Origin of the sequence: Aurantimonas endophytica (assembly GCF_014196845.1) — a bacterium.
GTDB classification, from domain to species: domain Bacteria; phylum Pseudomonadota; class Alphaproteobacteria; order Rhizobiales; family Rhizobiaceae; genus Aurantimonas; species Aurantimonas endophytica.
Genome location: NZ_JACIEM010000005.1, coordinates 446,801 through 467,986, shown reverse-complemented (window position 1 = coordinate 467,986; position 21,186 = coordinate 446,801). Strand labels below are relative to the sequence as shown.

Below are 21,186 nucleotides of genomic sequence, written 5' to 3'. Positions count from 1 at the left end.
GCACCGGCAAGGTGGACAACATAGGCGCCTCACGTCATTTTGCCTTGCAAAATGGCGGTGACCTGAACGGTCCCCGCGCAATCGGGTGGGACGTCGATGGCTGTCAAGAAGAAGAAGCAGTTCGTCACCGCCCATCTGAGCCTTGCCGGCCGGGCAGCCCGCACGGCCCTCTCGCAGCGGCTGACGTCGCTGGAGCTCTATCCCGGTCAGGATGCGGTGCTCTTGGCGATCGGGGAGGAGGACGGGATCGCGCTACGCGATCTTGCCGAGCGCCTCGCGGTGCGGCCGCCGACGATCACCAAGACCGTCGCCCGGCTGGGCAGCCAGGGACTGGTCGAGAAGCGCAATTCCGACAGCGACGCCCGCCAGAGCCATGCCCACCTCACCGAAAAGGGCCTCGCCATCGTCGACGCGGTGCGCAGCACGCAGAAGGCCGTCGAGCGACGCGCCCTCAAGGGGTTTTCCAACAAGGAGCGCAAGCTGATGCGCAAGCTGCTGCAGCGCGTCACCGCCAATCTCGACGGCACGCCCCTCCCCGCATTGGTTCCCGACGAGGAATAGGCCATCAAACCCTGCCTTGCGAACCGGCGGCCTTTCCCCGCCGGGCCGTCTTTGCCATAGATCGGCCGGGCACCCGCATGAAAAGAACCGAACGAGTCTAGGTGGCGCAGAAGGTCAAACTCTCGACGATCGCGGATGCGCTGGGCGTGTCGACGGCGACGGTCTCCCTGGCATTGCGCGACAGCCCGCTCGTGGCCGAGGTGACGCGCGAGCGCATCAAGGAAGCGGCGCGCGACTTCGGCTACATCTACAACCGCCGCGCCGCCTCGCTTCGGACCTCCAAGTCCGGCATCGTCGGCGTCTGCGTCCACGACATCATGAACCCGTTCTTCGGGGAAATCCTGATGGCGGTCGAGGAAGAGCTCGATCGCCAGCGCCAGACCTTCATCCTCTGCAACCACCACGACGACCTGTCCAAGCAGCGCTCCTTCGTCGACACGCTGCTGCAGCTCGGCGCCGACGGGCTGATCCTCTCGCCGGCCCTCGGGACGCCGGCGGCCGACATACGCCTCGCCGAGGACAACGACCTGCCGGTGACGCTGATCGCCCGAACCGTCCAGGGATCCGGCGTTCGCGGTTTCAGAGGCGACGATGCCTATGGGATGGGCCTCGCGGTCGATCATCTCGTCGAGCGCCGCCACCGGCAGATCGCCATGGTCGGCGGCACCGGGATGACCTCCACCGGCCGCGACCGCGAGGCCGGCTACCTCGCCGCCTTGAAGCGCGCCGGCATCGCCTTCCGGCCGGAATGGCGGATCGAGGGGCCGCGCAACCGTCATTCGGGCTTCGACGCGACGGCGACCGTGCTGGCGATCGAGCCGCGCCCGACGGCCATCGTGTGCTTTTCCGACTTGGTGGCGCTCGGCCTGATGTACGGCCTGTCGCGCGCCGGACTGCGGCCAGGGGTCGACATCGCCGTCATCGGCTATGACGACATCGACGAGGCGGCGATCGCCATGCCGTCGCTCTCCACCGTGTCGAACGGCCAGCGCGAGGTCGGCCGCCGCGCCGCCGGCGCCCTGCTCGATCGCCTCCGGGGAGAACCCGCCATCGACGAGACGGTCCTCATCCGCCCGGAACTCAAGATCCGGCAATCCAGCGAATATGCCTGGCCGTCATGACGGCCGGACAGACATTTTCATAAGGGAAGGAAACCCATGACCGACTTCGCATCCGTGACCATTCTGGTCCCCGGCCGGCTGAACCCGGACACGCTCGAGACGCTGAAAGAGACCTTCGACGTCGAACATGTCGAGGACCGTGATCTCTCCCGGCTCTCGGCGGAGCGGCGGGCCAGCATTCGCGGCATTGCCCAGATGGGCCCGATCGACGGCGCCACCATGGACATGCTGCCGAAGCTCGAGATCATCGCGAATTTCGGCGTCGGCTATGACGCGGTCGACACCAAGGCGGCGACCGAGCGCAAGGTGGTCGTCACCAACACGCCGGATGTCCTCACCGAGGAGGTCGCGGATACCGCGCTCGGGCTGCTGCTGATGACCGTCCGCGAACTCGGCGCAGCCGAGCAGCATTTGCGCGCCGGCCTGTGGGAGACCAAGGGTAATTACCCGCTGACCGGGGCGACGCTGCAGGGTCGCACCGTCGGCATCATGGGCCTCGGCCGCATCGGCCTTGCCATAGCGCGTCGTCTCGAGGGCTTCGGCGTGAAGATCGCCTATCACAACCGCTCGGAGCGGAGCGACGTCCCCTATCCTTATCACCCGACGCTGGAGAGCCTTGCCGGCGCGGTCGACACGCTGATCATCGCCGCGCCTGGCGGCGCGTCGACGGAAAAGGCGGTCAATGCCGCCGTGCTCAAGGCACTCGGGCCCGACGGCATCTTCATCAATATCGGGCGCGGCTCGACGGTCGATGAGCCGGCGCTGATCGAAGCGCTCAAGGACGGCACGATCCGTGCGGCAGGACTCGACGTGTTCGACAAGGAGCCGCATGTGCCGGCAGCGCTGATCGCGCTGCCCAACGCAGTGCTGCTGCCGCATGTCGCCTCCGCCTCGCGCCACACGCGGCGCGCCATGGGAGACCTCGTCATCAACAATCTCAAGGCGTGGTTCCAGGGCGAGAAGCCGCTGACGCCGGTGGCGGAATCGGTCGAGGCAGGCCTGGCGCGCAGCGCCTGAGGCATCGCCGAGCCGGCCGGGTCATCCCGGCCGGCTCGGCATTCTTTTCCGAACTTATCCGGCGTCCTTGAGGCATTCGCCCGCCGCCGTGGCGGAGGAGCGGGCCGACATGCGCTTTACTTGGCCAGCCTCCACCAGCGCTTTGGTCTCGGCCGTGACTCGGTCGCGCAGCGAGCCGGTGGCCGGCGCGGCAGCGACAGCGTCGTAGATCAGTTTTGCTTCTGCCGGCAGCGCAGCGGCGCAGGCTGGCGCCTGCGCGTGGGCGGCGCCGGAGAGGACGGAAGCAGATAGGAGGGTAGCGAGCAGGAGCCTCGTCATGGATGGACCTCGTCGCGACAGGCCACGATCGGGATGACCGGGCGAGCCGGACCTTAGGCGCGACCCGAGCGCTTGTCATCCACTCGCGGCTGCAGCCGACGGCCTGGCAACGCAACGCTAGCAGCCGCGCTCTAGTGCGCCGCAGCAATCCAGCAAGAGCTTGGCGATATTGGTAAATTCCTAAAATTTCTTCTGCGCGTCAACCTTCGGTTAAGCCTATTGGCGGCTAATGCGGGCGAACGATGTTTGGAGTGTTCGTCATGAATTTCGCCGCAACGGTAGTTGGCGCTGGAATCGCAGGTGCAGCGCTCATCTTCTATATCGAAAGCACGCACGCGGTCGTCGCGGAAATCGGCACCGAGGAGTCCAAGGTCGACCGGATCCATACGGCGAGCATTGGCCCGGCTTCGCCGCGCGACCAGCGCTCGAGCGCGATCCGGCTGATCGACCTGCGCAGCGGGGCGAATTGCAAGATGGCACGGCCCGATGCGCTGCCATCCTATTACACCCCTGCCCCGCTCGGCCCCGATTGCGTCAGTTCGCCGGAGCTACGGCAGGTATCGCAGTGGCGTTCGGGCGACGACGGCGCGCTGGAGATGGCCGACACTGACGGCCGCATGGTGCTGCGCTTCATGCCGGGCGACGGCGTGCTCTTCGAGTCGATCTATCCGACCGACACGATGATGACGATCGTTCCCGCGAGGGGCTAGGCGGAGCCGGCTGACAGCAGCCCTGCAACACGGGTCAGGTACGGTCACCCAGCGCCGCCCTCACATCCTCCAGCCGCCGGATCTGCCGGCCGCTCGGTTCGAAGTTTTCCGGTTCAAGCCATTCCTCGAAGCCGCCCCGCAGTGCGGGCCATTCGCTGTCGAGAATTGAGAACCACGCCGTGTCGCGGTTGCGGTTCTTGACGATCATGTGCTGGCGGAACGTGCCCTCGTAGCGGAAGCCGAGCCTTTCGGCCGCGCGGCGCGACGGCAGGTTGCGGTCGTCGCATTTCCATTCGAGCCGTCGATAACCGAGCTCGTCGATAGCCCGGCGCACGATCAGGAACAGCGCTTCCGTCGAAGCGACCGTCTGCTGCAGCGAAGGCGCCAGGCAGATATGGCCGATCTCGATGACGCCGTTCGCCGGATCGGCGCGCATCAGCGCCGCGACGCCGGTGGCCCGGCCCGTCGATGCCGGCACCATTGCGTGGAACCGCATCGCGCCGCCAAGATAGATCTCCCGGGCAAATTCGAGAAACGCTGCACGGTCGCCAAACGGCCCATAGGCCAGGTAATCGAAGATCCGCCCGCTCCGGTCTGCGGCGAACGCATCGTACAGCTCGTCGAACCGCCGTTCGTCGACGATCGGCTCCACCCGGACATGGCGGCCCTCTATCGGCTCTGCCCCTGGGAGAGCGCGCGGCTCGAAATGCGCGAGGTCAGTCACAGCATGGCTCATCGGGCATACCGCCGGATGAACGAAAGCGTTGCCGACGGAATCGCGCCATCCTGGAAGGGAATGGCGGTCGCGAAGGCGGTGATCGCGCCGGTATGCGTTACGCCGGGATACATGATTTCCTCCACCTCGACGCCTTGCGCCCGGGCCTTTGCAGCGAGGGATCGCGTGTTCTTCGGATCGACGACCGTATCCGCCTCACCTGCGATCAGCAGCATAGGCGGCTCGCCGCCATCGACGAATGCGACCGGCTGCGTGTCGCCAAGCGTGTCGGCGGGAAACACCCGCCGGTAGCGGTCTTCGGTCAGCGGCAGGAAGTCGTAGGGTCCTGCAAGGCCGATGAAGCCGGCTAGTCCCTCCGCCGGAAAGGATTGCCGCGCCAGCCAGCGTTCGTCGGTGGCCAACAGCCCGGCAATCTGGGCCCCGGCGGAATGCCCCATCAGGAAGACCTTCCGCTGCCCGGCCGGGACGCCATGGTCGCCGCGTCGTAGCTCCCCGGCGATGACCGCCGTCGCTGCCGCCGCATCCTCGACGAACCCGGGAAACCGCACGTCCGGATAGAGGCGATAGTTCGGGATGGCAACGATGATGCCTTCGCTGGCCAGCGCCTGGCCGAGGAACGGGTAGATGTCCTTCGACCCGTCCGCCCAGCTGCCGCCGTGGATGAACACGACGAGGGGCGTGTCGCCGTCCGCTCCGTCCGGAACGTAGAGGTCGTACGTGCCCCGCTCACCGTCCCGGTAGCGCAGATCGCTGACGCGTTCGTAGCCGTCACCGCTCGTGGCGGCGTTCAGCGCCGCCGCGCAGCCGGCGAACCACAAGCCGACCAGCGAGACGATGATCGGGGCGAGCAGGGTTCGCAGGCGATGGATCGGAAAGGATTGGGATGATCTCATCGGCACAGACATAGCGGTGCGGCGCAGCGCAGCAATCCGACCAGCGCGTTTGCAGCCTGTGAAGACGGGACGTCAGGTCGAGCCGAGCCGCGTGCCGATGCGCTCCAGTGCCGCGGCGGTTTCATTGAGGCTTTCGACGAAAGCCTGCCGGTCGCGCTGGCGAACATGCTCCAGCTCGCCAGTATCGGCCGATTTTCTCTCGATGCCGCCTTCGAGTTCGGCGATCCGCCGGCGCGCCTCGAACAACTCGTCCGTCGCGGTGATCGCCGCCATGACCGTCAGCCGGAGATCGCCGATCTGCCCGAACCCCTCGCGCAGTTCCGCGATCTTGCGGTCGACCTCGGCGGCAAGCGCCGTCAGATGCGGCTCCTCGCCCTCGCCGCAGGCCATGCGGTAGGTCTTCCCGTCGATGTTGACCACGACTTGCGGCATCCCGACTCCTAAACTCTCACCGATGCTGTTCCAGGACGCCGCGAACGCGCTCCATCGCGTCGACCAGCCGCTGTGACACCTCGCGATTGGCCTGGGTCAGCCGCTCGTTGCGGGCCAGCGCCGCGTCCAGCTCCCGTGCCAGCCGGCCCCGGTCGGCGGTCATCCGCTGGATTTCGACCTCGGCGCCGTGCACCACCGTCTCGCGTTCGAGCCGGGCTTCGACGGCATGCTCCAGCCGCTCGATCGCAGTTCGAAGGCGCAGGCGCGCCGCTTCGAACGGATCATCCAGCGGCATGGCTTCGTCCCCCCTTAGGTTTCGGTCCCTGGTCGGTCCGGCGTCATCGCCGGCGGGGCCGTTCCGGTGTTTCCTCAAGCTCTAGCGGCTCGTGGCGGGGATGAAAAGCGTGGGGTCGCGCCCCCGGCCGGTTTGTTGACACCCCAGAGGGCATGTGATGTCTGCCGCGCGTTCCGGCCAGCGTGGCCGCCAATGGAGCGGACCGATGACCACACCCGAGATGCAGCGTTCGATGGCGAACGCGATCCGCTTCCTTTCGGCCGACGCGGTGGAGGCGGCCGGGTCCGGACATCCCGGCCTGCCGATGGGCGCGGCGGACATCGCGACCGTGCTGTTCACGCGCTTCCTGACCTTCGATCCCAAGCAGCCGGCATGGCCCGATCGCGACCGCTTCGTCCTCTCGGCCGGCCACGGATCGATGCTGCTCTACAGCGCGCTCTATCTGCTCGGCTACGAGGACATCGACCTCGAGGAAATCCGCCGGTTCCGCCAGCTCGGCGCCCGCACCGCCGGCCATCCGGAATATGGGCATGCCGCCGGCATCGAGACCACCACCGGGCCGCTCGGCCAGGGATTTGCCAACGCCGTCGGGATGGCGCTGGCCGAACGCGCCATGAACGCCCGGTTCGGCGACGACATCGTCGACCACACGACCTATGCCTTGGTCGGCGACGGCTGCCTGATGGAGGGTCTCAGCCAGGAGGCGCTGTCGCTCGCCGGGCACCTGAAGCTGAACAAGCTGATCGTTCTATGGGACGACAACGGCATCACCATCGACGGCAAGGTCTCGCTCTCCGACTCCACAAATCAGGCCGCTCGCTTCGCGGCGAGCGGCTGGAACACGCTTTCCTGCGACGGCCACGATCAGGAGGCGATCGCCGCTTCGATCGAGACGGCGCGCACCAGCGACCGGCCGACGCTGATCGCCTGCAAGACGACGATCGGCTACGGCGCGCCGGGCAAGGCCGGCACGTCGAAGGTGCACGGCTCGCCGCTCGGAGCCGAAGAACTGGCGACGGCCCGCAAGGCGCTGGGCTGGGATCACGCTCCCTTCGAGGTGCCGGCGGCGATCCTCGACAAATGGCGGATCGTCGGGCTGCGCTCCAGCGCCAGCCGCAAGGAGTGGGAGAAGCGCTTCGCCATGGTCGACGGCGAGACGCGGGGCGAGTTCCTGCGCCGCGTCCGTGGCGACCTGCCGAGTGGCATCGGCCAGGCGGTTCACCGCTGGAAACGCCGGCTCAACGCGGACCGACCGAAGATCGCGACACGCAGGGCATCTGAGCTGGCGCTGGAAGTCATCAACGAGCTCGTGCCCGAAACCCTCGGCGGATCGGCCGACCTCACCGGCTCGAACAACACCCGCACCAGCCAGATGCAGGCGATCGCACCGGGCGACTACGCGGGACGCTTCATCCACTACGGCATCCGCGAACACGGCATGGCGGCGGTGATGAACGGCATCGCTCTGCACGGCGGCTTCATCCCCTATTCCGGCACGTTCCTGGTCTTCTCAGACTACTGCCGTGCAGCCATGCGGCTTTCGGCCCTGATGGGGCAGCGCGTGATCTACGTGATGACGCATGATTCGATCGGCCTTGGCGAAGATGGCCCGACCCACCAGCCGGTCGAGCACCTCGCGGCTCTGCGGGCGATCCCCCGGATGCAGGTTTTTCGACCGGCCGATGCGGTGGAAGCGGTCGAGTGCTGGGAGCTGGCGCTGCAGTCGCGTGACGCCCCCTCGGTTCTCGCCCTCAGTCGGCAGGACCTGCCCACCCTGCGCCTCGACCAGCACGACGAGAACCGCAGCGCGCGCGGCGCCTACGAGATCGGCCCGGCCTCGGGCGAAGCGGAGGTGACGATCTACGCGACAGGATCGGAGGTCGAGATCGCCTTCGCCGCCCAGGCACAGCTGGAAAGCGACGGCGTCCTGACCCGCGTCGTCTCCGTCCCGTGCTTCGAGTTGTTCGAGGCGCAGAGCCCCGAATACCGGCATGCCATCCTTGGCGACGGCAGCACGGTCAACGTCGCCATCGAGGCCGGCATTCGCCAGGGCTGGGACCGATTCATCGGACGCGATGGCATCTTCGTCGGCATGGCCGGCTTCGGCGCCTCCGGCCCTGCCCCCGCGCTCTACGAACATTTCGGCATCACGGCCGATGCGGTGATCGAGGCGGTGAGGGCCAGGCGCGAGGTCGCGCTCTGACTGCAACCCCGCGAGACCGTTGCGCCGATGAGCTGGCCCGGACCGGTGCGGCGGCATCAGCGGAAATCATCCCGGTCATCAGAAAAGCTGACCGTCGCCAATATTGATCCGCGCCGCCGGGGACTGTACAGCCCATTGCGACCGAGATTTCCGGCGTTTTCACCCACCGGGCACCCATCACAGGAGACGGATCAATGACAGTTCGCGTTGCCATCAACGGCTTTGGCCGAATCGGGCGCAATGTCCTGCGGGCGATCATCGAGTCCGGGCGCACCGACATCGAAGTCGTCGGCATCAACGATCTCGGCCCGGTGGAGACCAACGCCCATCTGATCCGCTTCGATTCCGTGCATGGCCGCTTCCCCGGCACCGTGACGGTCTCCGGCGAGACGATCGACGTCGGCCGCGGCCCGATCCGCGTCACTGCCGAGCGCGATCCGAAGAACCTGCCCTGGGCCGAACTCGGCGTCGACGTGGCGATGGAATGCACCGGCATCTTCACCGATCCGGCCAAGGCCTCGGCGCATCTCGACGCCGGCGCCAAGAAGGTGCTGATCTCGGGCCCCCTGTCGGGCACGGCCGGCGCGGAGAAGACCATCGTCTACGGCGTCAACCACCAGAGCCTGACGGCCGACGACAGGATCGTCTCGAACGCGTCCTGCACCACCAACTGCCTCGCCCCCGTCGCCAAGGTCCTCAACGACGCCATCGGCATCGACAAGGGCTTCATGACGACGATCCATTCCTACACCGGCGACCAGCCGACGCTCGACACGATGCACAAGGATCTCTATCGCGGCCGCGCCGCCGCCCTGTCGATGATCCCGACCTCGACCGGTGCCGCCAAGGCGGTCGCCCTCGTGCTGCCGGAACTGAAGGGCCGCCTCGACGGCGTCGCCATCCGCGTCCCGACGCCGAACGTCTCGGTGGTCGACTTCAAGTTCGTCGCCAAGCGCGACACGACGGTCGAGGAAGTCCAGGCGGCGATCCGCGCGGCGGTCGAATCCGGCCCGCTCAAGGGAATCCTCGGCCTCACCGACGCGCCGAACGTCAGCCATGACTTCAACCACGACCCGCATTCCTCGGTCTTCCACATGGACCAGACCAAGGTGATGGACGGCAATTTCGTGCGCATCCTGTCCTGGTACGACAACGAGTGGGGCTTCTCGAACCGGATGTCGGACACCGCCATCGCGATGGCCAACGCCGGCTGATCTCGTCGAACAGGACGATTGCTTGAAGGGGCGCCTGGTCGAGGCGCCCCTTTTGCATTTGGCCTCGATGATCAGGCGAGCGCCGGGCGCCTGCGGGTCATGGCCCAGTCGAGCGCCAGCATCACCAGCAGCGAGGCGCCGACGAGCGGGAAGACGATCCCGCCGACGACGAGGATGGCGAGGAGCCCGCGAAACACGCCGCGGTCCTGCGGCATCGGCGGCACGCCCATCGAGCCGCTCGGCCGCCGCTTCCACCACATCACGCCGGCCGACACCGCGAGCAGGACGTTGCCGACGCAGACCGCCAGCAGCAGGAGCTGGTTGAGCAGCCCGTATTGCTGGCCCATGTGGACATTGATCCCCCATTCCAGCCAGCGCCCGCCCGGTCCGTAATCGGCGTAGCTCATGTCGACCAGGGGCTCGCCGGTATACTGGTCCAGATGCACGACGCGCTGCCGGGAGAGGTCATCCGGGTAGACCGAGCCGGTGTAGACCCCGTCCGGCCTGCCCGGAATGTTGACGGCATAGCCGCGATTGAGGCCGAGATCGTCGAAGATCGCCGCCGCCCGGTCGAGGCCGATCGGCTGCGTCGCCGCGGAAGCGCCCGGCGAGGTCGGCACCTGCGCCTGCTCCATCGACCACGCCGTCAGCCCCTCGTCGGACAGCTTGCTGCCCGACATCGGCACGTCGGTGCGCACGCCGGGCGGGTAGCCGAAATTGGCGCCGTTGGCCCATTCGTTGACCTTGCCTCCCCAGACCTGCGACCAGGGCATGCCGGTCACCGCGAGGAAGACGATGAAGCAGCCGACGATGCTGCCGGTCACCGCGTGGACGTCACGCCAGAACAGCCGGTTGCGCGGCCGGCCCCGCACCGAGACGACGCCGCCCTTCTGGCCGCGCGGCCACCAGAGGAATATCCCCGTCCCGACGAGAAGGATCGCCCAGCCGCCGGCGATCTCGATGATGCCGCGTGCCACCGGCCCGAAATAGCGCAGGCTGTGCAAATAGCGCACCGTCCACATCACCGTGCCGCGATCGGCCAGCGCGCCGAGCACCGCACCGTCATACGGATCGACATAGACCGCCAGCCGCTCGCCGCTGTCGGCATTGACCGTGATCTCGGCCGAGCTGTCCGGCGTCGCCGGGTCGGTATACTTGACGGCTGTGCCTGGATAGGCGGCCGTCGCCGCCGCGACCACTGCCGACGGGGATGCGAGCGCGGCGTCCTGGCGGATCTCGACGGTCTTGAGGTCGGCGTGGACGAAGGCGTCGATCTCGTCCCGGAACAGGTACAGAGCCCCGGTGATCGACAGGGTGACGAGAAAAGGCAGGACGAAAAGGCCTGCATAGAAATGCCAGCGCCAGACGGCGCGGTAGAGATCGGGCGAGGCGGAAGAACGCGCGGCGTCCTCGGCCTGCCCGGCAACGAGACGGGACATGGTTCCAATCCTTTGGACAAGGTGACACGAGCAGGGCCGGCGTGACGGCAGCCGAAAGCCGCCGCCGACATCGCGGACTGCGTGAATGCATTTCAGGCGGAGCCGCCGGGGGTAGCCGCGGCGGCCGGGTCAGTCCGGCCTAGTGGCCGGCGTGGCCGTCATCCTGCGGCTCGACATCCACGGAGACGTCATCGGCAGGGATGCTCGAGTGGTCCATCGTTGCATGATCCGGCTCGGGCGCGCCCATGGCTTCCACCGCAAGCTCGACCTCGACCGGCCCGGCCGTTTCGAACTCGAGCGTCAGCGGCACGCGGGCCCCGGCCTTCAACGGCTCGACGGGGTCGATCAGCATCAGGTGGTACCCGCCCGGGGCGAGCGCGACGGTTTCGCCGGCCGGAATGTCCAGCCCATCCGTCACCTGCCGCATGCGCATGACCCCGTCGGTGACCTCGGTCGAATGGATCTCCACCGCCCGCGCCGCAGAGGTCGAACCGCCGACCAGACGGTCAGGGGCCGCGCCGTTGTTTTCGATGGACAGATAGGCGCCGGCGACCTTCGCCTGCGGCGGTGTCGCGCGGGCCCAGGGATGGCCGATGTGGATGTCAGCGACCGTGTAGTCGTGGGCGGTGACTGTGGTGGTGGCCAGAGCCGTCAGGGCAGCGCCGACGAGCAGCGACTTGAGAAACGACATGGGAATTCTCCAGATGAACGTGGATCGCGGCCCTGCCGCAATAGGCGGCCGGCCGATGGATGCGCTGTCAGGTGGAGATGGCTGGCGGTCCGGTCGGATCGGGGGCAAGTGCGAGGCTCGGCGAGACCCTGTCCGCATCGCCACCGTCGGCGAGATCCGGCCCGGCGCCCGCTACCAGCGAGAACGCCGCACCAAGCCCCTCTTCCGGGGCGAATTCGGCGAGCACGGCGGCGGTCGCCGAACAGGCGATGCCGCAGGGACAATCGAGACAGATGCCGCCGGAGCGGTCGCGATGCGAGGCCGGCGCGTCGGCGACGGCTTCGACCTGCAGGCCGTGACAGATCACCGGCGACGCCGCCGCGACCGTCATGCCGCAGGTCATGCTGGAGAAGAAGGCCTGCAATACCAGGAGCTGAATGGCTAGCACGAGCGCTCCCGCGCCCGCCACCCTGTCTCCCAGTATGAGCCTGAATATCCGCATCGCCTGATCTAGCGTGAAACCGCGAAGCTGTCATCCGGGGACACAAGCAGGCCGCCCTCTGCCGATCGCCGATGGATGAGCCGCCGAAAGGATCGTCGCCAGCGACCGCCAACGACTTTGCCTCAGGCGGTTTTCAACCGATAGGTCGGTGGTTTTTCAGGCGGTTCCGGCTATATCGAAAGACATAGTGCGAGCGCCGCCCCAGGGGCTGCGGTCTCTGTCCGGGCGGCCGATGGCCGCGTCCTCCCACCGTCGAAAGGCCAAGCCCCGCGCCGATGCTCGAATCGCTTTACGTCATCGTCCTTGTCGCAGCACTCCTCATCCTGCTGGCGGCCTTTTCGAGCCTCCTCGCCTTTCGCTTCGGCGCCCCCCTGCTCCTCCTGTTCCTGTCGATCGGCCTGTTTGCCGGCGTCGACGGGATCGGCATTGCCTTCGACAATGCGGGCCTTGCCTACTTCGTCGGTTCACTGGCGCTGGCGATCATCCTCTTCGACTCGGGCTTCGGCACGTCGCTGCAATCGTTCCGGCAGGCAGCAGTACCCGCCATCGCATTGGCAACGGTCGGCGTTCTGCTCACTGCCGCACTGTTCGGCGTTGCCGCGTCCTGGCTGCTCGGCCTCTCGTTGGTGGAAGGCATGCTGCTTGGCGCGATCGTCGGCTCGACCGACGCCGCAGCCGTGTTCTTCCTGCTGCGCGTCGGCGGCATCGCCATTCGCGAACGCGTCCGTTCGCTGCTCGAGATCGAATCCGGAACCAACGATCCGATGGCGATCTTCCTCACCATTGCCCTGGTGGAGCTTCTGGCGAACGGCGGCGGGCTGGAAGAGCTGGGCGTCGATGTCGTGTTCGGCTTCCTCCAGCAGATGGGCCTCGGCATCATTTTCGGCTTCGCCGGCGGCTGGCTGATCCGCACGCTGGTTGAGAAGCTGGCGATCGACAGGGGGCTCCTCCCGGTCTTCACGCTGGCGCTGGCATTGCTGGTCTTCGGCGTCGCAGGCGCACTCGGCGGTTCCGGCTTCCTCGCCGTCTATATCGCCGGCCTCTACGCGGCCAATAGCGGGCTGCGCCATGCCGCCAGCCTCAAGCGCTTCCAGGATGGGCTGACCTGGCTCTCGCAGATCGTCATGTTCCTGATCCTCGGCCTGCTGGCAACGCCGTCGCAGTTCGGCGTGATCCTGCTACCGGCCGTGGCGCTCGCGGCCTTCCTGATCTTCGTCGCGCGCCCGCTGGCCGTCTGGCTGTGCCTCCTGCCCTTCGACTTCCAGCGCCGCGAGACCGCCTTCATCTCCTGGGTCGGCCTGCGCGGCGCCGTTTCGATCCTGCTCGCCATCGTCCCGTTGCTCGGTGGCCTCGACGACGCGCGACTGTTCTTCAACACGGCCTTCATCATCGTCCTCGCGTCGCTGCTCGTGCAGGGCTGGACGATCGGCATGCTGGCCAGGCGGCTGGGCCTGGTCGTGCCGCCCCGGATCGGCCCCGTCGAGAAGGTCGAGCTGGAGCTGCCCGGCACCGCCAACCACGAGCTCCTGTCATACCGGGTGGTTGCCGACAGCCCGGTCGCCCGCGGCGAACGGGTGCCGCGCTGGGCGCGCCCGTCGCTGGTGGTGCGCGACGGCATCTCGATGCGTTATCAGTATGCCGGGCGGCTGCGCGCCGGCGACTACGTCTATCTGTTCATCTCGCCGCGCTATCCGCGGCTCCTCGACCGGCTATTCGCCAGCCCGGCCCCGGTCGGTCCCGACGACGCGGAGTTCTTCGGCGAGTTTTCGATCGATCCGTCGACCCCCGCGACTGGCCTCGCCACGGCCTACGGCGTCAAGCTCGGCCCCGAGGACATGAACGTCACCATCTCCGAAATGATGATCGCCAGGCTCGGCGGCCGCGCCGAATATGGCGACCGGGTTTCGGTGCGCCCGATTGAGCTGATCGTCCGCGAGACCGGCCTCGACGGCGCCGTGGTGGCGGCTGGCCTTTCGCTGGAACCGGAGGCCGGTCGCGGCAGCAAGATACCGCTGTTCCTGAACTTGCGGGAGATCCTGAGCCTCGGCCGCCGGCTGATATCGCAAGAGGCACGCGACAAGCGGTAACGCCCGGTCGGAAGCGGATTGCCCTCGAAGACGATTGCTCTGCTCCGATCTCTCGCGCTACATCGCCGCTGGGCACGGCGAGGCGACGGTCCGAGGGCAGCGGGACGGCGGCGCCGGGGATGCGACCACTGGCCGGCCGTCCGCGGACGCGGCGACCTGGGGAGGAAAAGGCATGACACAGTTCAAGACGCTCGACGACGTGGAGATCGCCGGCAAGCGCGTCCTGTTGCGGGTCGACCTGAACGTTCCGATGCAGGACGGCAAGGTCGGCGACACGACGCGGATCGAGCGCATCCTGCCCACCATCAAAGAACTCGTCGACAAGGGCGGCCGGGTCATCCTGCTGGCGCATTTCGGACGCCCGAAGGGCAAGCCCAACCCGGACATGTCGCTGGAACCGCTGGCGCCGATCCTGTCCGACATGCTCGGCCAGCCGGTGGGGTTTTCCGACGACTGCGTCGGCCCGGTCGCGGAAGGCATCGTGGGAGCCCTGGAGGACGGGAATGTCGTCCTGATGGAGAACACCCGCTTCCATGCCGGCGAAGAGGCCAATGACGAGGACTTCGTCACACGGCTGGCAGCCCTCGGCGACATCTATGTCAACGACGCCTTCTCGGCGGCGCATCGCGCCCATGCATCGACCGAAGGCCTGGCGCGGCATCTGCCGTCTTATGCCGGTCGCACCATGCAGGCGGAACTCGAGGCGCTGGAAAAGGGTCTCGGCGATCCCGAGCGCCCGGTCGTGGCGGTCGTCGGCGGCGCCAAGGTATCGACGAAGATCGACCTCCTTCAGAATCTCGTCGGCCGCGTCGACGCGCTGGTGATCGGCGGCGGCATGGCGAACACGTTCCTCGCCGCGCAGGGCAAGCATGTCGGAAAGTCGCTCTGCGAGCACGATCTCGCCGACACCGCCCACCGGATTCTCGCGGCAGCGAAGGAATCGGGATGCGCCATCGTGCTGCCGGTTGATGCCGTGGTCGCCCGCGAGTTCAAGGCCGGCGCGGCCAGCGACATCGTGGCCGTGGACAACGTCCCGGAAGATGCGATGATCCTCGACGCGGGACCTGACACGGTCGCGGCAGTGACCGCATGGCTCGACAAGGCGAAGACGCTGGTCTGGAACGGGCCGCTCGGAGCCTTCGAGATCCAGCCTTTCGACAAGGCGACCATGGCGGCGGCACGGCACGCGGCGGAACTCACGCGGGCCGGCAAGCTGGTCTCCGTCGCCGGCGGCGGCGACACGGTGGCGGCTTTGAACCAGGCGGGCGTAGCGGACGACTTCACCTATGTGTCAACGGCAGGCGGGGCATTCCTGGAATGGATGGAGGGCAAGCCGCTGCCCGGCGTGGAGGTTCTGAAGGCCTGATGCCGCCCGAAACCTCCTTCTCGGGCGGACCGGCGAGCTGGGACGAGCTTGACCCCGGCGGACTGGCCGCTTCCTTCAAGACCGGCCTGATCTCCTGGCTGCTCCTGCCGGTCTATGTCTGGCAAGGCATTGCGACGCGGCGCCGGATCAACCGGCTGCTGCCGCCCGTCGGCGCACGCAGCGGCTGCATCGGTACTCATGCTCCCGACGATGCCGAGATCCGGCTGCTGGTTCTCGGCGATTCCTCGGCTGCCGGGATCGGCGTCGACCGGATGGAGGACAGCCTCGCGCCGAAGCTTGCCGAGCGGCTCTACGCACTGACCGGCCTGTCGGTGTTCTGGCGCACCGCCGGTGCCAACTCGGCCGTGTCGGCAGAAGTACGCGACCATGTCGTGCCCAATCTCGCGCCCGATGCTTACAGCCACATCGTCCTGATGATGGGCACCAACGATGCCAAGAACTGGCATGGGGCCCGCAAGTTCAAGAAGAGCTTCGGCGGCCTGCTCTACGCGCTCCGCGCCAAGTGGCCGGAGGCCCGGATCGTCTGGTCGCCGCCGGTGGATCTGAAGCGCGTGCCGGCCTTGCCGCCCGCCCTCGCCTACGTGCTGGAGCTGCGCGCCCGGATCATCCGGCAGCGGGGAGCCCGGCTCTGCGCCGAGCGCGGCATCGTCGTCTCCACCACCCTGCCGCGCGTCGAGCCTGCCGGCTTCGGCCCCGATGGCTTCCACGCCTCGGTGGCGGGCTATGCCTATTATGCCGGGCATCTCGTGAACTACGTTCTTGGCGATCGCACGCGTTTTCACGCACCGGAGTCGATGATGAGCGACAGCTGACGCTTTGTCAGGCTGTCCATGCGGCGCGGCGCGATGCGTCGCCTCGCGATGGCTCCGCCATCGGATCTACGCCCGATCCGGGTCGGTGCGCATCCCCGGCCTCTTCGAGCTGCTGCATGGTCAGGATCACGCGCAGCCCTTCCGGTGTGAGATGTCGCTGCACCGTCGCCTCCAGGCGCGTCGCCATCGCGTCGACGACCATCGAGCCGAACCCCTTGGGAGCGGACCCGGCGAGGAGCTCTTTTCCGATCGGCTCGGTGGGGCTCTCGGCCCATACCAGCTCGACCGCACCGCCACCGATACGGCGCCACACCACCGACAACGTGCCGCCCGACGCCCGCAGCGCGCCGTATTTCGCCGCGTTTGTCGCCAGTTCGTAGAGGATCAGCCCGATCGGCGTGACGTTCGCGCCGCAGATCGTCACCGGCTCGCCCTCGACGCTCAGCCGGAAACCGTCAAGACCGACATAGGGTTCGAGGACGCTCCGCACGATGGCCGCGAGCGTGCCTTCCTTCGCCTCCTTTGTGCTGGCATGGGCGCGCGCCAGCGCATTGATCCGCCCGCGCGCTGCAGTGGCAACCTCCTCCGGCGTGGTTGCGGTTCGTGCAGCCAGCGCCACCAGGGATGAGGTGATGGCGAAGAGGTTCTTGACCCGGTGGTCGAGCTCGTGCGCCAGCATGTTGCTGTTGCCGTTGGCGACTTCCAGCTCGCGATTGGCGGCCGCCAGTTCCTTCGTCCGCTCGTCGACGCGCCGCTCCAGCACGCGGCCGGCTTCCCGCAACTCGCCGGTGAGCGCCTCGTTCTCGCGGCGTCGTTCACGCAGCCAGCTGGTCGCGCGGCGCATCGCCCGGCGCGTGTCGTCCAGTTCCCTGATCCGCATCGGCGGCAGCGGCACATCCTCGAAATTGCCTTCCGAGATCCGTCCCGCCTGGGTCGCCAGCGCCTTGATCGGCTTGGTCACCGCCCGCGCCAGCAGCACGCCGATTCCCGCCGTCGCTGCGGCGACGGCCACCAGCACCGCGAGCGCGATGTTCCGGACGCGGTGGATCGGCCCGAGGATGTCGCTTTCCGGCAGTGTCGTGACCACCACCCAGGGCGTGCGGGAGGCGGCGAGCCGCCGAACCGCGCCGCGCCAGCTCTCGCCGCCGGCACTGAAGCGTGTCAGCCGCGTCTCGCCCGGCTGCAGGCTTTCCAGCCCGCCCGGCAGGCTCGCCACGGCTTCCGCCAGCGCCGGATCGTTCACTTCCGTCACCTTCGCGAAACGCCGCGTCGGCTGGTCCCCGCCGGCGCTGACGAGGCTCGGCCGCGGATGGGCGATCACGTCGCCGGACTGCGCGACGATCGCAGCCGACCCGCGCTCGCCGACTTCCAGGCCTCCCAGGAAGGCCGACAGCGCGTCGATCTCGATATCGATGCCCACCGCGCCCCGTATGCCGAGCCGTTCGTCGTCGCGCACCGCCTTGGCGACGGTGATCCCGGGCCGCTGGGAGGAGAAGAAGATGTAGGGATCGGTCCAGACAACCTCGTCGCTGGCCCTGGCCTCGACATACCAGGGCCGTGTGCGCGGATCGTAGGGATCGGCATTGTCGGTCCGGCTGGACACCGGGCGGAACTCGCTGTCCATGTAGCGCAGCTCCACCGAACGCACCGGGGCCATCTCGATGCGCTTGATGCGGTAAGCCGCTCCTTCGACGCTGTCGTCGCGGCTGACGAAGGTGAAGGCGCCGTCCGCTGCGCCATAGAAGATCCCGGCAAAATCGGTGCGCGACCGCAGCACCTCGTAGAAGTACCGTTCCAGCGCCGCGCGATCCGCCGTGCCAAGGACGGCACTCTCGGCAAGCCGCTGCGACAGGGCTGCGGCATCGTCAGCAGGGTCGAGGAAATTCTCGGTGAAGGTCGTGGTGTCGCGGGCCACCCGCTCGGTCAGTTTCTCGGCGTAAGCGAGCAGCACGTTCTGCGAGGCGAAGTAGGTCAACGTCAGGACTGCAAGCAGCGCCGCCACCTGCAGGCCGACCAGCGCCGTCGTCAGCACCGTCCGAAACGACCACATCCCCGACCATCCCTTGCCTCAGCGGAAGAGGCCCGATCGACTTTGCCCAAGCGGCCGAAATTGTACAACCTGAGCAGTGAGCAGCACCGAAACCGGGCTGTCGCTGATGGGCGATCCGCCGCGTCGAACGATCCGCATGGCGAGTTCTCGTTGCTTGCGATAGGCTGCCAATAGTGAAACCGGAGAGCACCGATGTTCGAGACCACCGCACAGGACAGCTTCACGAAGCACAAGGACTCTCGCGGCGAATGGATGGTGAAGATCAATCGCAGCGGTCAGCTGCAGCCGCCGATCTTCTGCCGCGATGAGGCCCATGCCGACGCCGTCATCCGCGAGCAGGAGGAGAAGCATCGCGACTGATCGCTGGCGCCGGGGCGCTCGCCCGCAAGCCCGTAGCGTTCTGTGCCAAAGCCCCCGAGCGAGCCGTTGGTGTCTTCACAGAACGGTCTGCGTAGTCCAAAGCGGGGCCTGAACCGAAAGGAGAGCCCATGGCCAGACAACCGAACTTCAATTTCGAGCGGCAGGAACGCGACAAGGCGAAGGCCGCCAAGAAGGCTGCCAAGCTCGATGCCAAGAAGGCCGCCAAGGCCTCCGAGCAGCCGGATGCGGAAACATCTTCCGAGCCGGACGGCGGGGCAGACTCCCCGCGCGACTGATCGTGCTTATCTTCCACGGCGACCGAGCGGCCTCGCCCGCTTCGGCCAGCCGGGGTATCGGTCGCCGGAGCGCGCCCCGCGACACACTTCTTCGCCGGCACATGAACCATGGGGACCGAGATGTCGGCTAGAGTCACTCTGTTCGCGGCCTTGATCGCCGCCACCTCGCTCTCCGGCTGCGTCGAAGGCGGCGGCGGCTACTACGACGACGGCTATAGCGGTCCCGTCTACTATGACGGATATCGCGGGCCGATCTATGATGACGGCTACCGCGGCCCCATCGTCGTCGACCGGGCGAGACCACGGTTGCCCCGCGATTATTACCGCGACCGGCGTCGCCCGCACCGGGACTGGGAACGGCGGGAGCGACGGGAATGGGAACGTGACCGCCGCGAGGCGGACCGGCGCGAACGTCGCGAGGACCGATCCGACCGGCGACCGGATCGCCCCGAACGGGTCGAGGAGCAGCGCGCCGAAGAGAGGCCGCCTCGGAGCGAGCGGGCGGCCCCGCGGGCAGTGGCCATCCAGCAGTTTGGGACCGGCCGTCGCCGCGGCTCCACCGCAGAGTGCGCCCGTGGTTCGACGAATTGCGACGACATCGAACGGCTGCAGTAGGCGCCCCGCTTCCGGCCGGATCGGGCGCTCGCCCGGTCCGGATCGGACTGCCACATCATCGTCAGACTAGGATTGCAGTCTCCGGGTCGAAGGGAGATTGCGATGAGCGACGATTATGCATTTATCGGGCTGGGCATGGCGCTCGGCCTCGGCCTGGGCGCCATGCTGGGGGCGCTGGTCTTCGACGACATCCCGATGGGTATTGCCATCGGCCTTGCCTTGGGTGCCGGCCTCGGCAATGCGTTCGGCCGGCACCGCCAAAGGTAAGGCGAACGCCCGCCGCCCGTCCTGCAGCGCCGGCTATTCGGCCTCGTCCTCGTAGCCGACGAGATGAAGCGGGCGGGCGCGCAGCTGCCGCAGTTCGCACCAGCGCACCAGCGCCTCCTCCCGCCCGTGGGTCACCCAGACTTCCTGCGGCGCGATCTCGTCGATCGTCTCGGTGAGCTCGTCCCAGTCGCAATGGTCCGAGATGATTAGCGGCAGCTCGACGCCTCGCTGGCGAGCCCTCTGGCGCACCCGCATCCAGCCGGAGGCGAAGCACGACACCGGATCCGGGAAGCGCCGCGCCCACCGGTCGGCGAAGGCCGATGGCGGGCCGACGACCACGGCGCCGGCGAAATCGGCCTTGACCGTCCCGTCGCCGCTTTTCGCCTCGATCGTCGCCGGGCGCAGTTCGCCGAGGTCGATGCCCTCGGCCTGGTAGAAGTCGCAAAGCTTCTTCAGCGCGCCGTGGATGTAGATCGGCTTGTCGTAGCCCGCATCGCGCAGATGCCGGATCACCCGCTGCGCCTTGCCTAGCGCATAGGCCCCGACCAGATGCGCGCGTTCGGGAAACTGCCGCAGCGAGGCGAGCAGCTTGGCGACCTCGTCCGCCGTCTCGGGATGGCGGAACACCGGCAGCGCGAAGGTCGCCTCGGTGATGAAGACGTCGCAGCGCACCGGCTCGAAGGGCAGGCAGGTCGGGTCGGCCCGGCGCTTGTAGTCGCCCGAGGCGACGATCGTCAGGCCCTTGTGGCTGACGGCGATCTGGGCCGAGCCGAGAACGTGGCCCGCCGGATGGAAGCTGACGTCGACACCGTTGATCGTGATGGTCTGGCCGAGCGGCGCCTCTTGGCGCTCGACGCAGAAATCCTCGCCGTAACGCAGCGCCATGATCGCCAGCGTCTGGCGCGTCGCCAGCACCTTCTCGCTGCCCGGCCGGGCATGATCGGCATGGCCGTGGGTGACCAGCGCCCGCGGCACCGGACGCACCGGATCGATGTAGAAGTCACCGGGCGGGCAGTAGAGGCCGGCCTCGGTCGGGCGCAGCAAATCGTCGGGTCGCATGAGGTCCTTGCGGGTCGCAGGTGATCTGCCGGGCTTAGTTAAGCCTAAATAGCCTCGCGGCGACCGCACCGGATTTCTTTCGCACTGCAACAGACTATGATCGCATTCGAATCGCCGCTGTCCCTCAGGATCCTCCCATGCC

The 21,186-nt window shown here is 67.6% G+C and carries 23 protein-coding genes; 13 read left to right on the top strand and 10 right to left on the bottom strand.

What is annotated here, in order from left to right; all coding sequences use genetic code 11:
• Positions 1-96: 96 nt before the first annotated feature.
• The 3 genes from GGR03_RS19730 to GGR03_RS19720 all read left to right on the top strand — a co-directional run bounded on the left by GGR03_RS19730 (position 97) and on the right by GGR03_RS19720 (position 2,699).
• The gene (locus tag GGR03_RS19730; RefSeq protein ID WP_183210475.1) at positions 97-561 is read left to right on the top strand and encodes a MarR family winged helix-turn-helix transcriptional regulator; all 465 of its coding nucleotides are present in this window, start codon (positions 97-99) and stop codon (positions 559-561) included.
• Positions 562-662: 101 nt separating this feature from the next.
• Positions 663-1,682, top strand: coding sequence for a LacI family DNA-binding transcriptional regulator (locus tag GGR03_RS19725; protein ID WP_183210474.1), 1,020 nt, complete (start codon positions 663-665; stop codon positions 1,680-1,682).
• A 36-nt stretch (positions 1,683-1,718) separates the two neighbouring features.
• Positions 1,719-2,699, top strand: coding sequence for a 2-hydroxyacid dehydrogenase (locus tag GGR03_RS19720; protein ID WP_183210473.1), 981 nt, complete (start codon positions 1,719-1,721; stop codon positions 2,697-2,699).
• Positions 2,700-2,753: 54 nt separating this feature from the next.
• Here GGR03_RS19720 and GGR03_RS19715 read toward each other — a convergent pair whose 3' ends face one another.
• A complete protein-coding gene (locus GGR03_RS19715; protein WP_183210472.1) occupies positions 2,754-3,017 on the bottom strand; it encodes a hypothetical protein in 264 nt (87 codons plus the stop codon).
• Between the two features lie 260 nt (positions 3,018-3,277).
• On the opposite strand from GGR03_RS19715, the gene GGR03_RS19710 reads away from it, so the two are divergent.
• On the top strand, positions 3,278-3,727 hold the full coding sequence (locus GGR03_RS19710; RefSeq protein ID WP_183210471.1) for a hypothetical protein: 450 nt from the start codon (positions 3,278-3,280) through the stop codon (positions 3,725-3,727).
• Between the two features lie 34 nt (positions 3,728-3,761).
• On the opposite strand, the gene GGR03_RS19705 is transcribed toward GGR03_RS19710, so the two are convergent.
• The 4 genes from GGR03_RS19705 to GGR03_RS19690 all read right to left on the bottom strand — a co-directional run bounded on the left by GGR03_RS19705 (position 3,762) and on the right by GGR03_RS19690 (position 6,083).
• Positions 3,762-4,451, bottom strand: a complete 690-nt coding sequence (locus GGR03_RS19705) for a GNAT family N-acetyltransferase (RefSeq protein ID WP_335630385.1) — start codon at positions 4,449-4,451, stop codon at positions 3,762-3,764.
• 8 nt (positions 4,452-4,459) lie between these two features.
• The gene (locus GGR03_RS19700; protein WP_183210469.1) at positions 4,460-5,356 is read right to left on the bottom strand and encodes an alpha/beta hydrolase; all 897 of its coding nucleotides are present in this window, start codon (positions 5,354-5,356) and stop codon (positions 4,460-4,462) included.
• 72 nt (positions 5,357-5,428) lie between these two features.
• Complete coding sequence (locus tag GGR03_RS19695; RefSeq protein WP_183210468.1) at positions 5,429-5,788, bottom strand: cell division protein ZapA; 360 nt, start codon at positions 5,786-5,788, stop codon at positions 5,429-5,431.
• 16 nt (positions 5,789-5,804) lie between these two features.
• Positions 5,805-6,083 (bottom strand): DUF4164 domain-containing protein, encoded by a 279-nt coding sequence (locus tag GGR03_RS19690; protein WP_183210467.1) that lies wholly within the window; start codon positions 6,081-6,083, stop codon positions 5,805-5,807.
• Positions 6,084-6,288: 205 nt separating this feature from the next.
• On the opposite strand from GGR03_RS19690, the gene tkt reads away from it, so the two are divergent.
• Both tkt and gap read left to right on the top strand, forming a co-directional pair.
• Positions 6,289-8,286: a transketolase gene (gene tkt / locus GGR03_RS19685; RefSeq protein WP_183210466.1), complete on the top strand. Its 1,998-nt coding sequence runs from the start codon at positions 6,289-6,291 to the stop codon at positions 8,284-8,286.
• 194 nt (positions 8,287-8,480) lie between these two features.
• Positions 8,481-9,500: a type I glyceraldehyde-3-phosphate dehydrogenase gene (gap, locus tag GGR03_RS19680; protein WP_183210465.1), complete on the top strand. Its 1,020-nt coding sequence runs from the start codon at positions 8,481-8,483 to the stop codon at positions 9,498-9,500.
• A 71-nt stretch (positions 9,501-9,571) separates the two neighbouring features.
• Here the strand turns inward: gap and GGR03_RS19675 are convergent, their stop codons facing one another.
• From GGR03_RS19675 to GGR03_RS19665, 3 genes are all read right to left on the bottom strand, one after another.
• Complete coding sequence (locus GGR03_RS19675; RefSeq protein ID WP_183210464.1) at positions 9,572-10,939, bottom strand: PepSY-associated TM helix domain-containing protein; 1,368 nt, start codon at positions 10,937-10,939, stop codon at positions 9,572-9,574.
• 139 nt (positions 10,940-11,078) lie between these two features.
• Complete coding sequence (locus GGR03_RS19670; RefSeq protein ID WP_183210463.1) at positions 11,079-11,630, bottom strand: copper chaperone PCu(A)C; 552 nt, start codon at positions 11,628-11,630, stop codon at positions 11,079-11,081.
• Positions 11,631-11,697: 67 nt separating this feature from the next.
• Positions 11,698-12,057: a hypothetical protein gene (locus GGR03_RS19665; protein WP_183210462.1), complete on the bottom strand. Its 360-nt coding sequence runs from the start codon at positions 12,055-12,057 to the stop codon at positions 11,698-11,700.
• Positions 12,058-12,386: 329 nt separating this feature from the next.
• Here GGR03_RS19665 and GGR03_RS19660 point away from each other — a divergent pair, with 329 nt between their 5' ends.
• The 3 genes from GGR03_RS19660 to GGR03_RS19650 all read left to right on the top strand — a co-directional run bounded on the left by GGR03_RS19660 (position 12,387) and on the right by GGR03_RS19650 (position 16,397).
• The gene (locus GGR03_RS19660) at positions 12,387-14,198 is read left to right on the top strand and encodes a potassium/proton antiporter (RefSeq protein WP_183210461.1); all 1,812 of its coding nucleotides are present in this window, start codon (positions 12,387-12,389) and stop codon (positions 14,196-14,198) included.
• A 172-nt stretch (positions 14,199-14,370) separates the two neighbouring features.
• Positions 14,371-15,564: a phosphoglycerate kinase gene (locus GGR03_RS19655; RefSeq protein WP_183210460.1), complete on the top strand. Its 1,194-nt coding sequence runs from the start codon at positions 14,371-14,373 to the stop codon at positions 15,562-15,564.
• On the top strand, positions 15,564-16,397 hold the full coding sequence (locus tag GGR03_RS19650) for an SGNH/GDSL hydrolase family protein (RefSeq protein ID WP_183210459.1): 834 nt from the start codon (positions 15,564-15,566) through the stop codon (positions 16,395-16,397). The genes GGR03_RS19655 and GGR03_RS19650 overlap by 1 nt, the downstream gene beginning before the upstream one ends.
• Positions 16,398-16,404: 7 nt before the next feature.
• On the opposite strand, the gene GGR03_RS19645 is transcribed toward GGR03_RS19650, so the two are convergent.
• Entirely contained in the window at positions 16,405-18,447 is a 2,043-nt protein-coding gene (locus GGR03_RS19645; RefSeq protein WP_183210458.1) for a sensor histidine kinase, read from the bottom strand.
• A gap of 192 nt (positions 18,448-18,639) precedes the next feature.
• On the opposite strand from GGR03_RS19645, the gene GGR03_RS19640 reads away from it, so the two are divergent.
• The 4 genes from GGR03_RS19640 to GGR03_RS19625 all read left to right on the top strand — a co-directional run bounded on the left by GGR03_RS19640 (position 18,640) and on the right by GGR03_RS19625 (position 19,985).
• Positions 18,640-18,807 (top strand): hypothetical protein, encoded by a 168-nt coding sequence (locus GGR03_RS19640; protein ID WP_183210457.1) that lies wholly within the window; start codon positions 18,640-18,642, stop codon positions 18,805-18,807.
• A 128-nt stretch (positions 18,808-18,935) separates the two neighbouring features.
• Positions 18,936-19,103 carry a hypothetical protein gene (locus GGR03_RS19635; RefSeq protein ID WP_183210456.1) on the top strand — a complete coding sequence of 56 codons (168 nt, stop codon included), beginning with the start codon at positions 18,936-18,938 and terminating at the stop codon, positions 19,101-19,103.
• Positions 19,104-19,223: 120 nt separating this feature from the next.
• Positions 19,224-19,718: a hypothetical protein gene (locus GGR03_RS19630; RefSeq protein ID WP_183210455.1), complete on the top strand. Its 495-nt coding sequence runs from the start codon at positions 19,224-19,226 to the stop codon at positions 19,716-19,718.
• 102 nt (positions 19,719-19,820) lie between these two features.
• On the top strand, positions 19,821-19,985 hold the full coding sequence (locus GGR03_RS19625; protein ID WP_183210454.1) for a glycine zipper domain-containing protein: 165 nt from the start codon (positions 19,821-19,823) through the stop codon (positions 19,983-19,985).
• Positions 19,986-20,018: 33 nt separating this feature from the next.
• Here GGR03_RS19625 and GGR03_RS19620 read toward each other — a convergent pair whose 3' ends face one another.
• Complete coding sequence (locus GGR03_RS19620) at positions 20,019-21,044, bottom strand: ligase-associated DNA damage response exonuclease (RefSeq protein ID WP_183210453.1); 1,026 nt, start codon at positions 21,042-21,044, stop codon at positions 20,019-20,021.
• Between the last annotated feature and the right edge of the window lie 142 nt (positions 21,045-21,186).

Coding starts and splice junctions, on each gene's coding strand:
- GGR03_RS19670 (WP_183210463.1), bottom strand. CDS start 11,630: ATGTCGTTTCTCAAGTCGCTGCTCGTCGGCGCTGCCCTGACGGCTCTG.
- GGR03_RS19620 (WP_183210453.1), bottom strand. CDS start 21,044: ATGCGACCCGACGATTTGCTGCGCCCGACCGAGGCCGGCCTCTACTGC.
- GGR03_RS19635 (WP_183210456.1), top strand. CDS start 18,936: ATGGCCAGACAACCGAACTTCAATTTCGAGCGGCAGGAACGCGACAAG.
- GGR03_RS19720 (WP_183210473.1), top strand. CDS start 1,719: ATGACCGACTTCGCATCCGTGACCATTCTGGTCCCCGGCCGGCTGAAC.
- GGR03_RS19630 (WP_183210455.1), top strand. CDS start 19,224: ATGTCGGCTAGAGTCACTCTGTTCGCGGCCTTGATCGCCGCCACCTCG.
- GGR03_RS19700 (WP_183210469.1), bottom strand. CDS start 5,356: ATGAGATCATCCCAATCCTTTCCGATCCATCGCCTGCGAACCCTGCTC.
- GGR03_RS19640 (WP_183210457.1), top strand. CDS start 18,640: ATGTTCGAGACCACCGCACAGGACAGCTTCACGAAGCACAAGGACTCT.
- GGR03_RS19645 (WP_183210458.1), bottom strand. CDS start 18,447: ATGTGGTCGTTTCGGACGGTGCTGACGACGGCGCTGGTCGGCCTGCAG.
- GGR03_RS19655 (WP_183210460.1), top strand. CDS start 14,371: ATGACACAGTTCAAGACGCTCGACGACGTGGAGATCGCCGGCAAGCGC.
- GGR03_RS19730 (WP_183210475.1), top strand. CDS start 97: ATGGCTGTCAAGAAGAAGAAGCAGTTCGTCACCGCCCATCTGAGCCTT.
- GGR03_RS19690 (WP_183210467.1), bottom strand. CDS start 6,083: ATGCCGCTGGATGATCCGTTCGAAGCGGCGCGCCTGCGCCTTCGAACT.
- GGR03_RS19625 (WP_183210454.1), top strand. CDS start 19,821: ATGAGCGACGATTATGCATTTATCGGGCTGGGCATGGCGCTCGGCCTC.
- gap (WP_183210465.1), top strand. CDS start 8,481: ATGACAGTTCGCGTTGCCATCAACGGCTTTGGCCGAATCGGGCGCAAT.
- GGR03_RS19695 (WP_183210468.1), bottom strand. CDS start 5,788: ATGCCGCAAGTCGTGGTCAACATCGACGGGAAGACCTACCGCATGGCC.
- GGR03_RS19715 (WP_183210472.1), bottom strand. CDS start 3,017: ATGACGAGGCTCCTGCTCGCTACCCTCCTATCTGCTTCCGTCCTCTCC.
- GGR03_RS19710 (WP_183210471.1), top strand. CDS start 3,278: ATGAATTTCGCCGCAACGGTAGTTGGCGCTGGAATCGCAGGTGCAGCG.
- GGR03_RS19650 (WP_183210459.1), top strand. CDS start 15,564: ATGCCGCCCGAAACCTCCTTCTCGGGCGGACCGGCGAGCTGGGACGAG.
- GGR03_RS19660 (WP_183210461.1), top strand. CDS start 12,387: ATGCTCGAATCGCTTTACGTCATCGTCCTTGTCGCAGCACTCCTCATC.
- tkt (WP_183210466.1), top strand. CDS start 6,289: ATGACCACACCCGAGATGCAGCGTTCGATGGCGAACGCGATCCGCTTC.
- GGR03_RS19675 (WP_183210464.1), bottom strand. CDS start 10,939: ATGTCCCGTCTCGTTGCCGGGCAGGCCGAGGACGCCGCGCGTTCTTCC.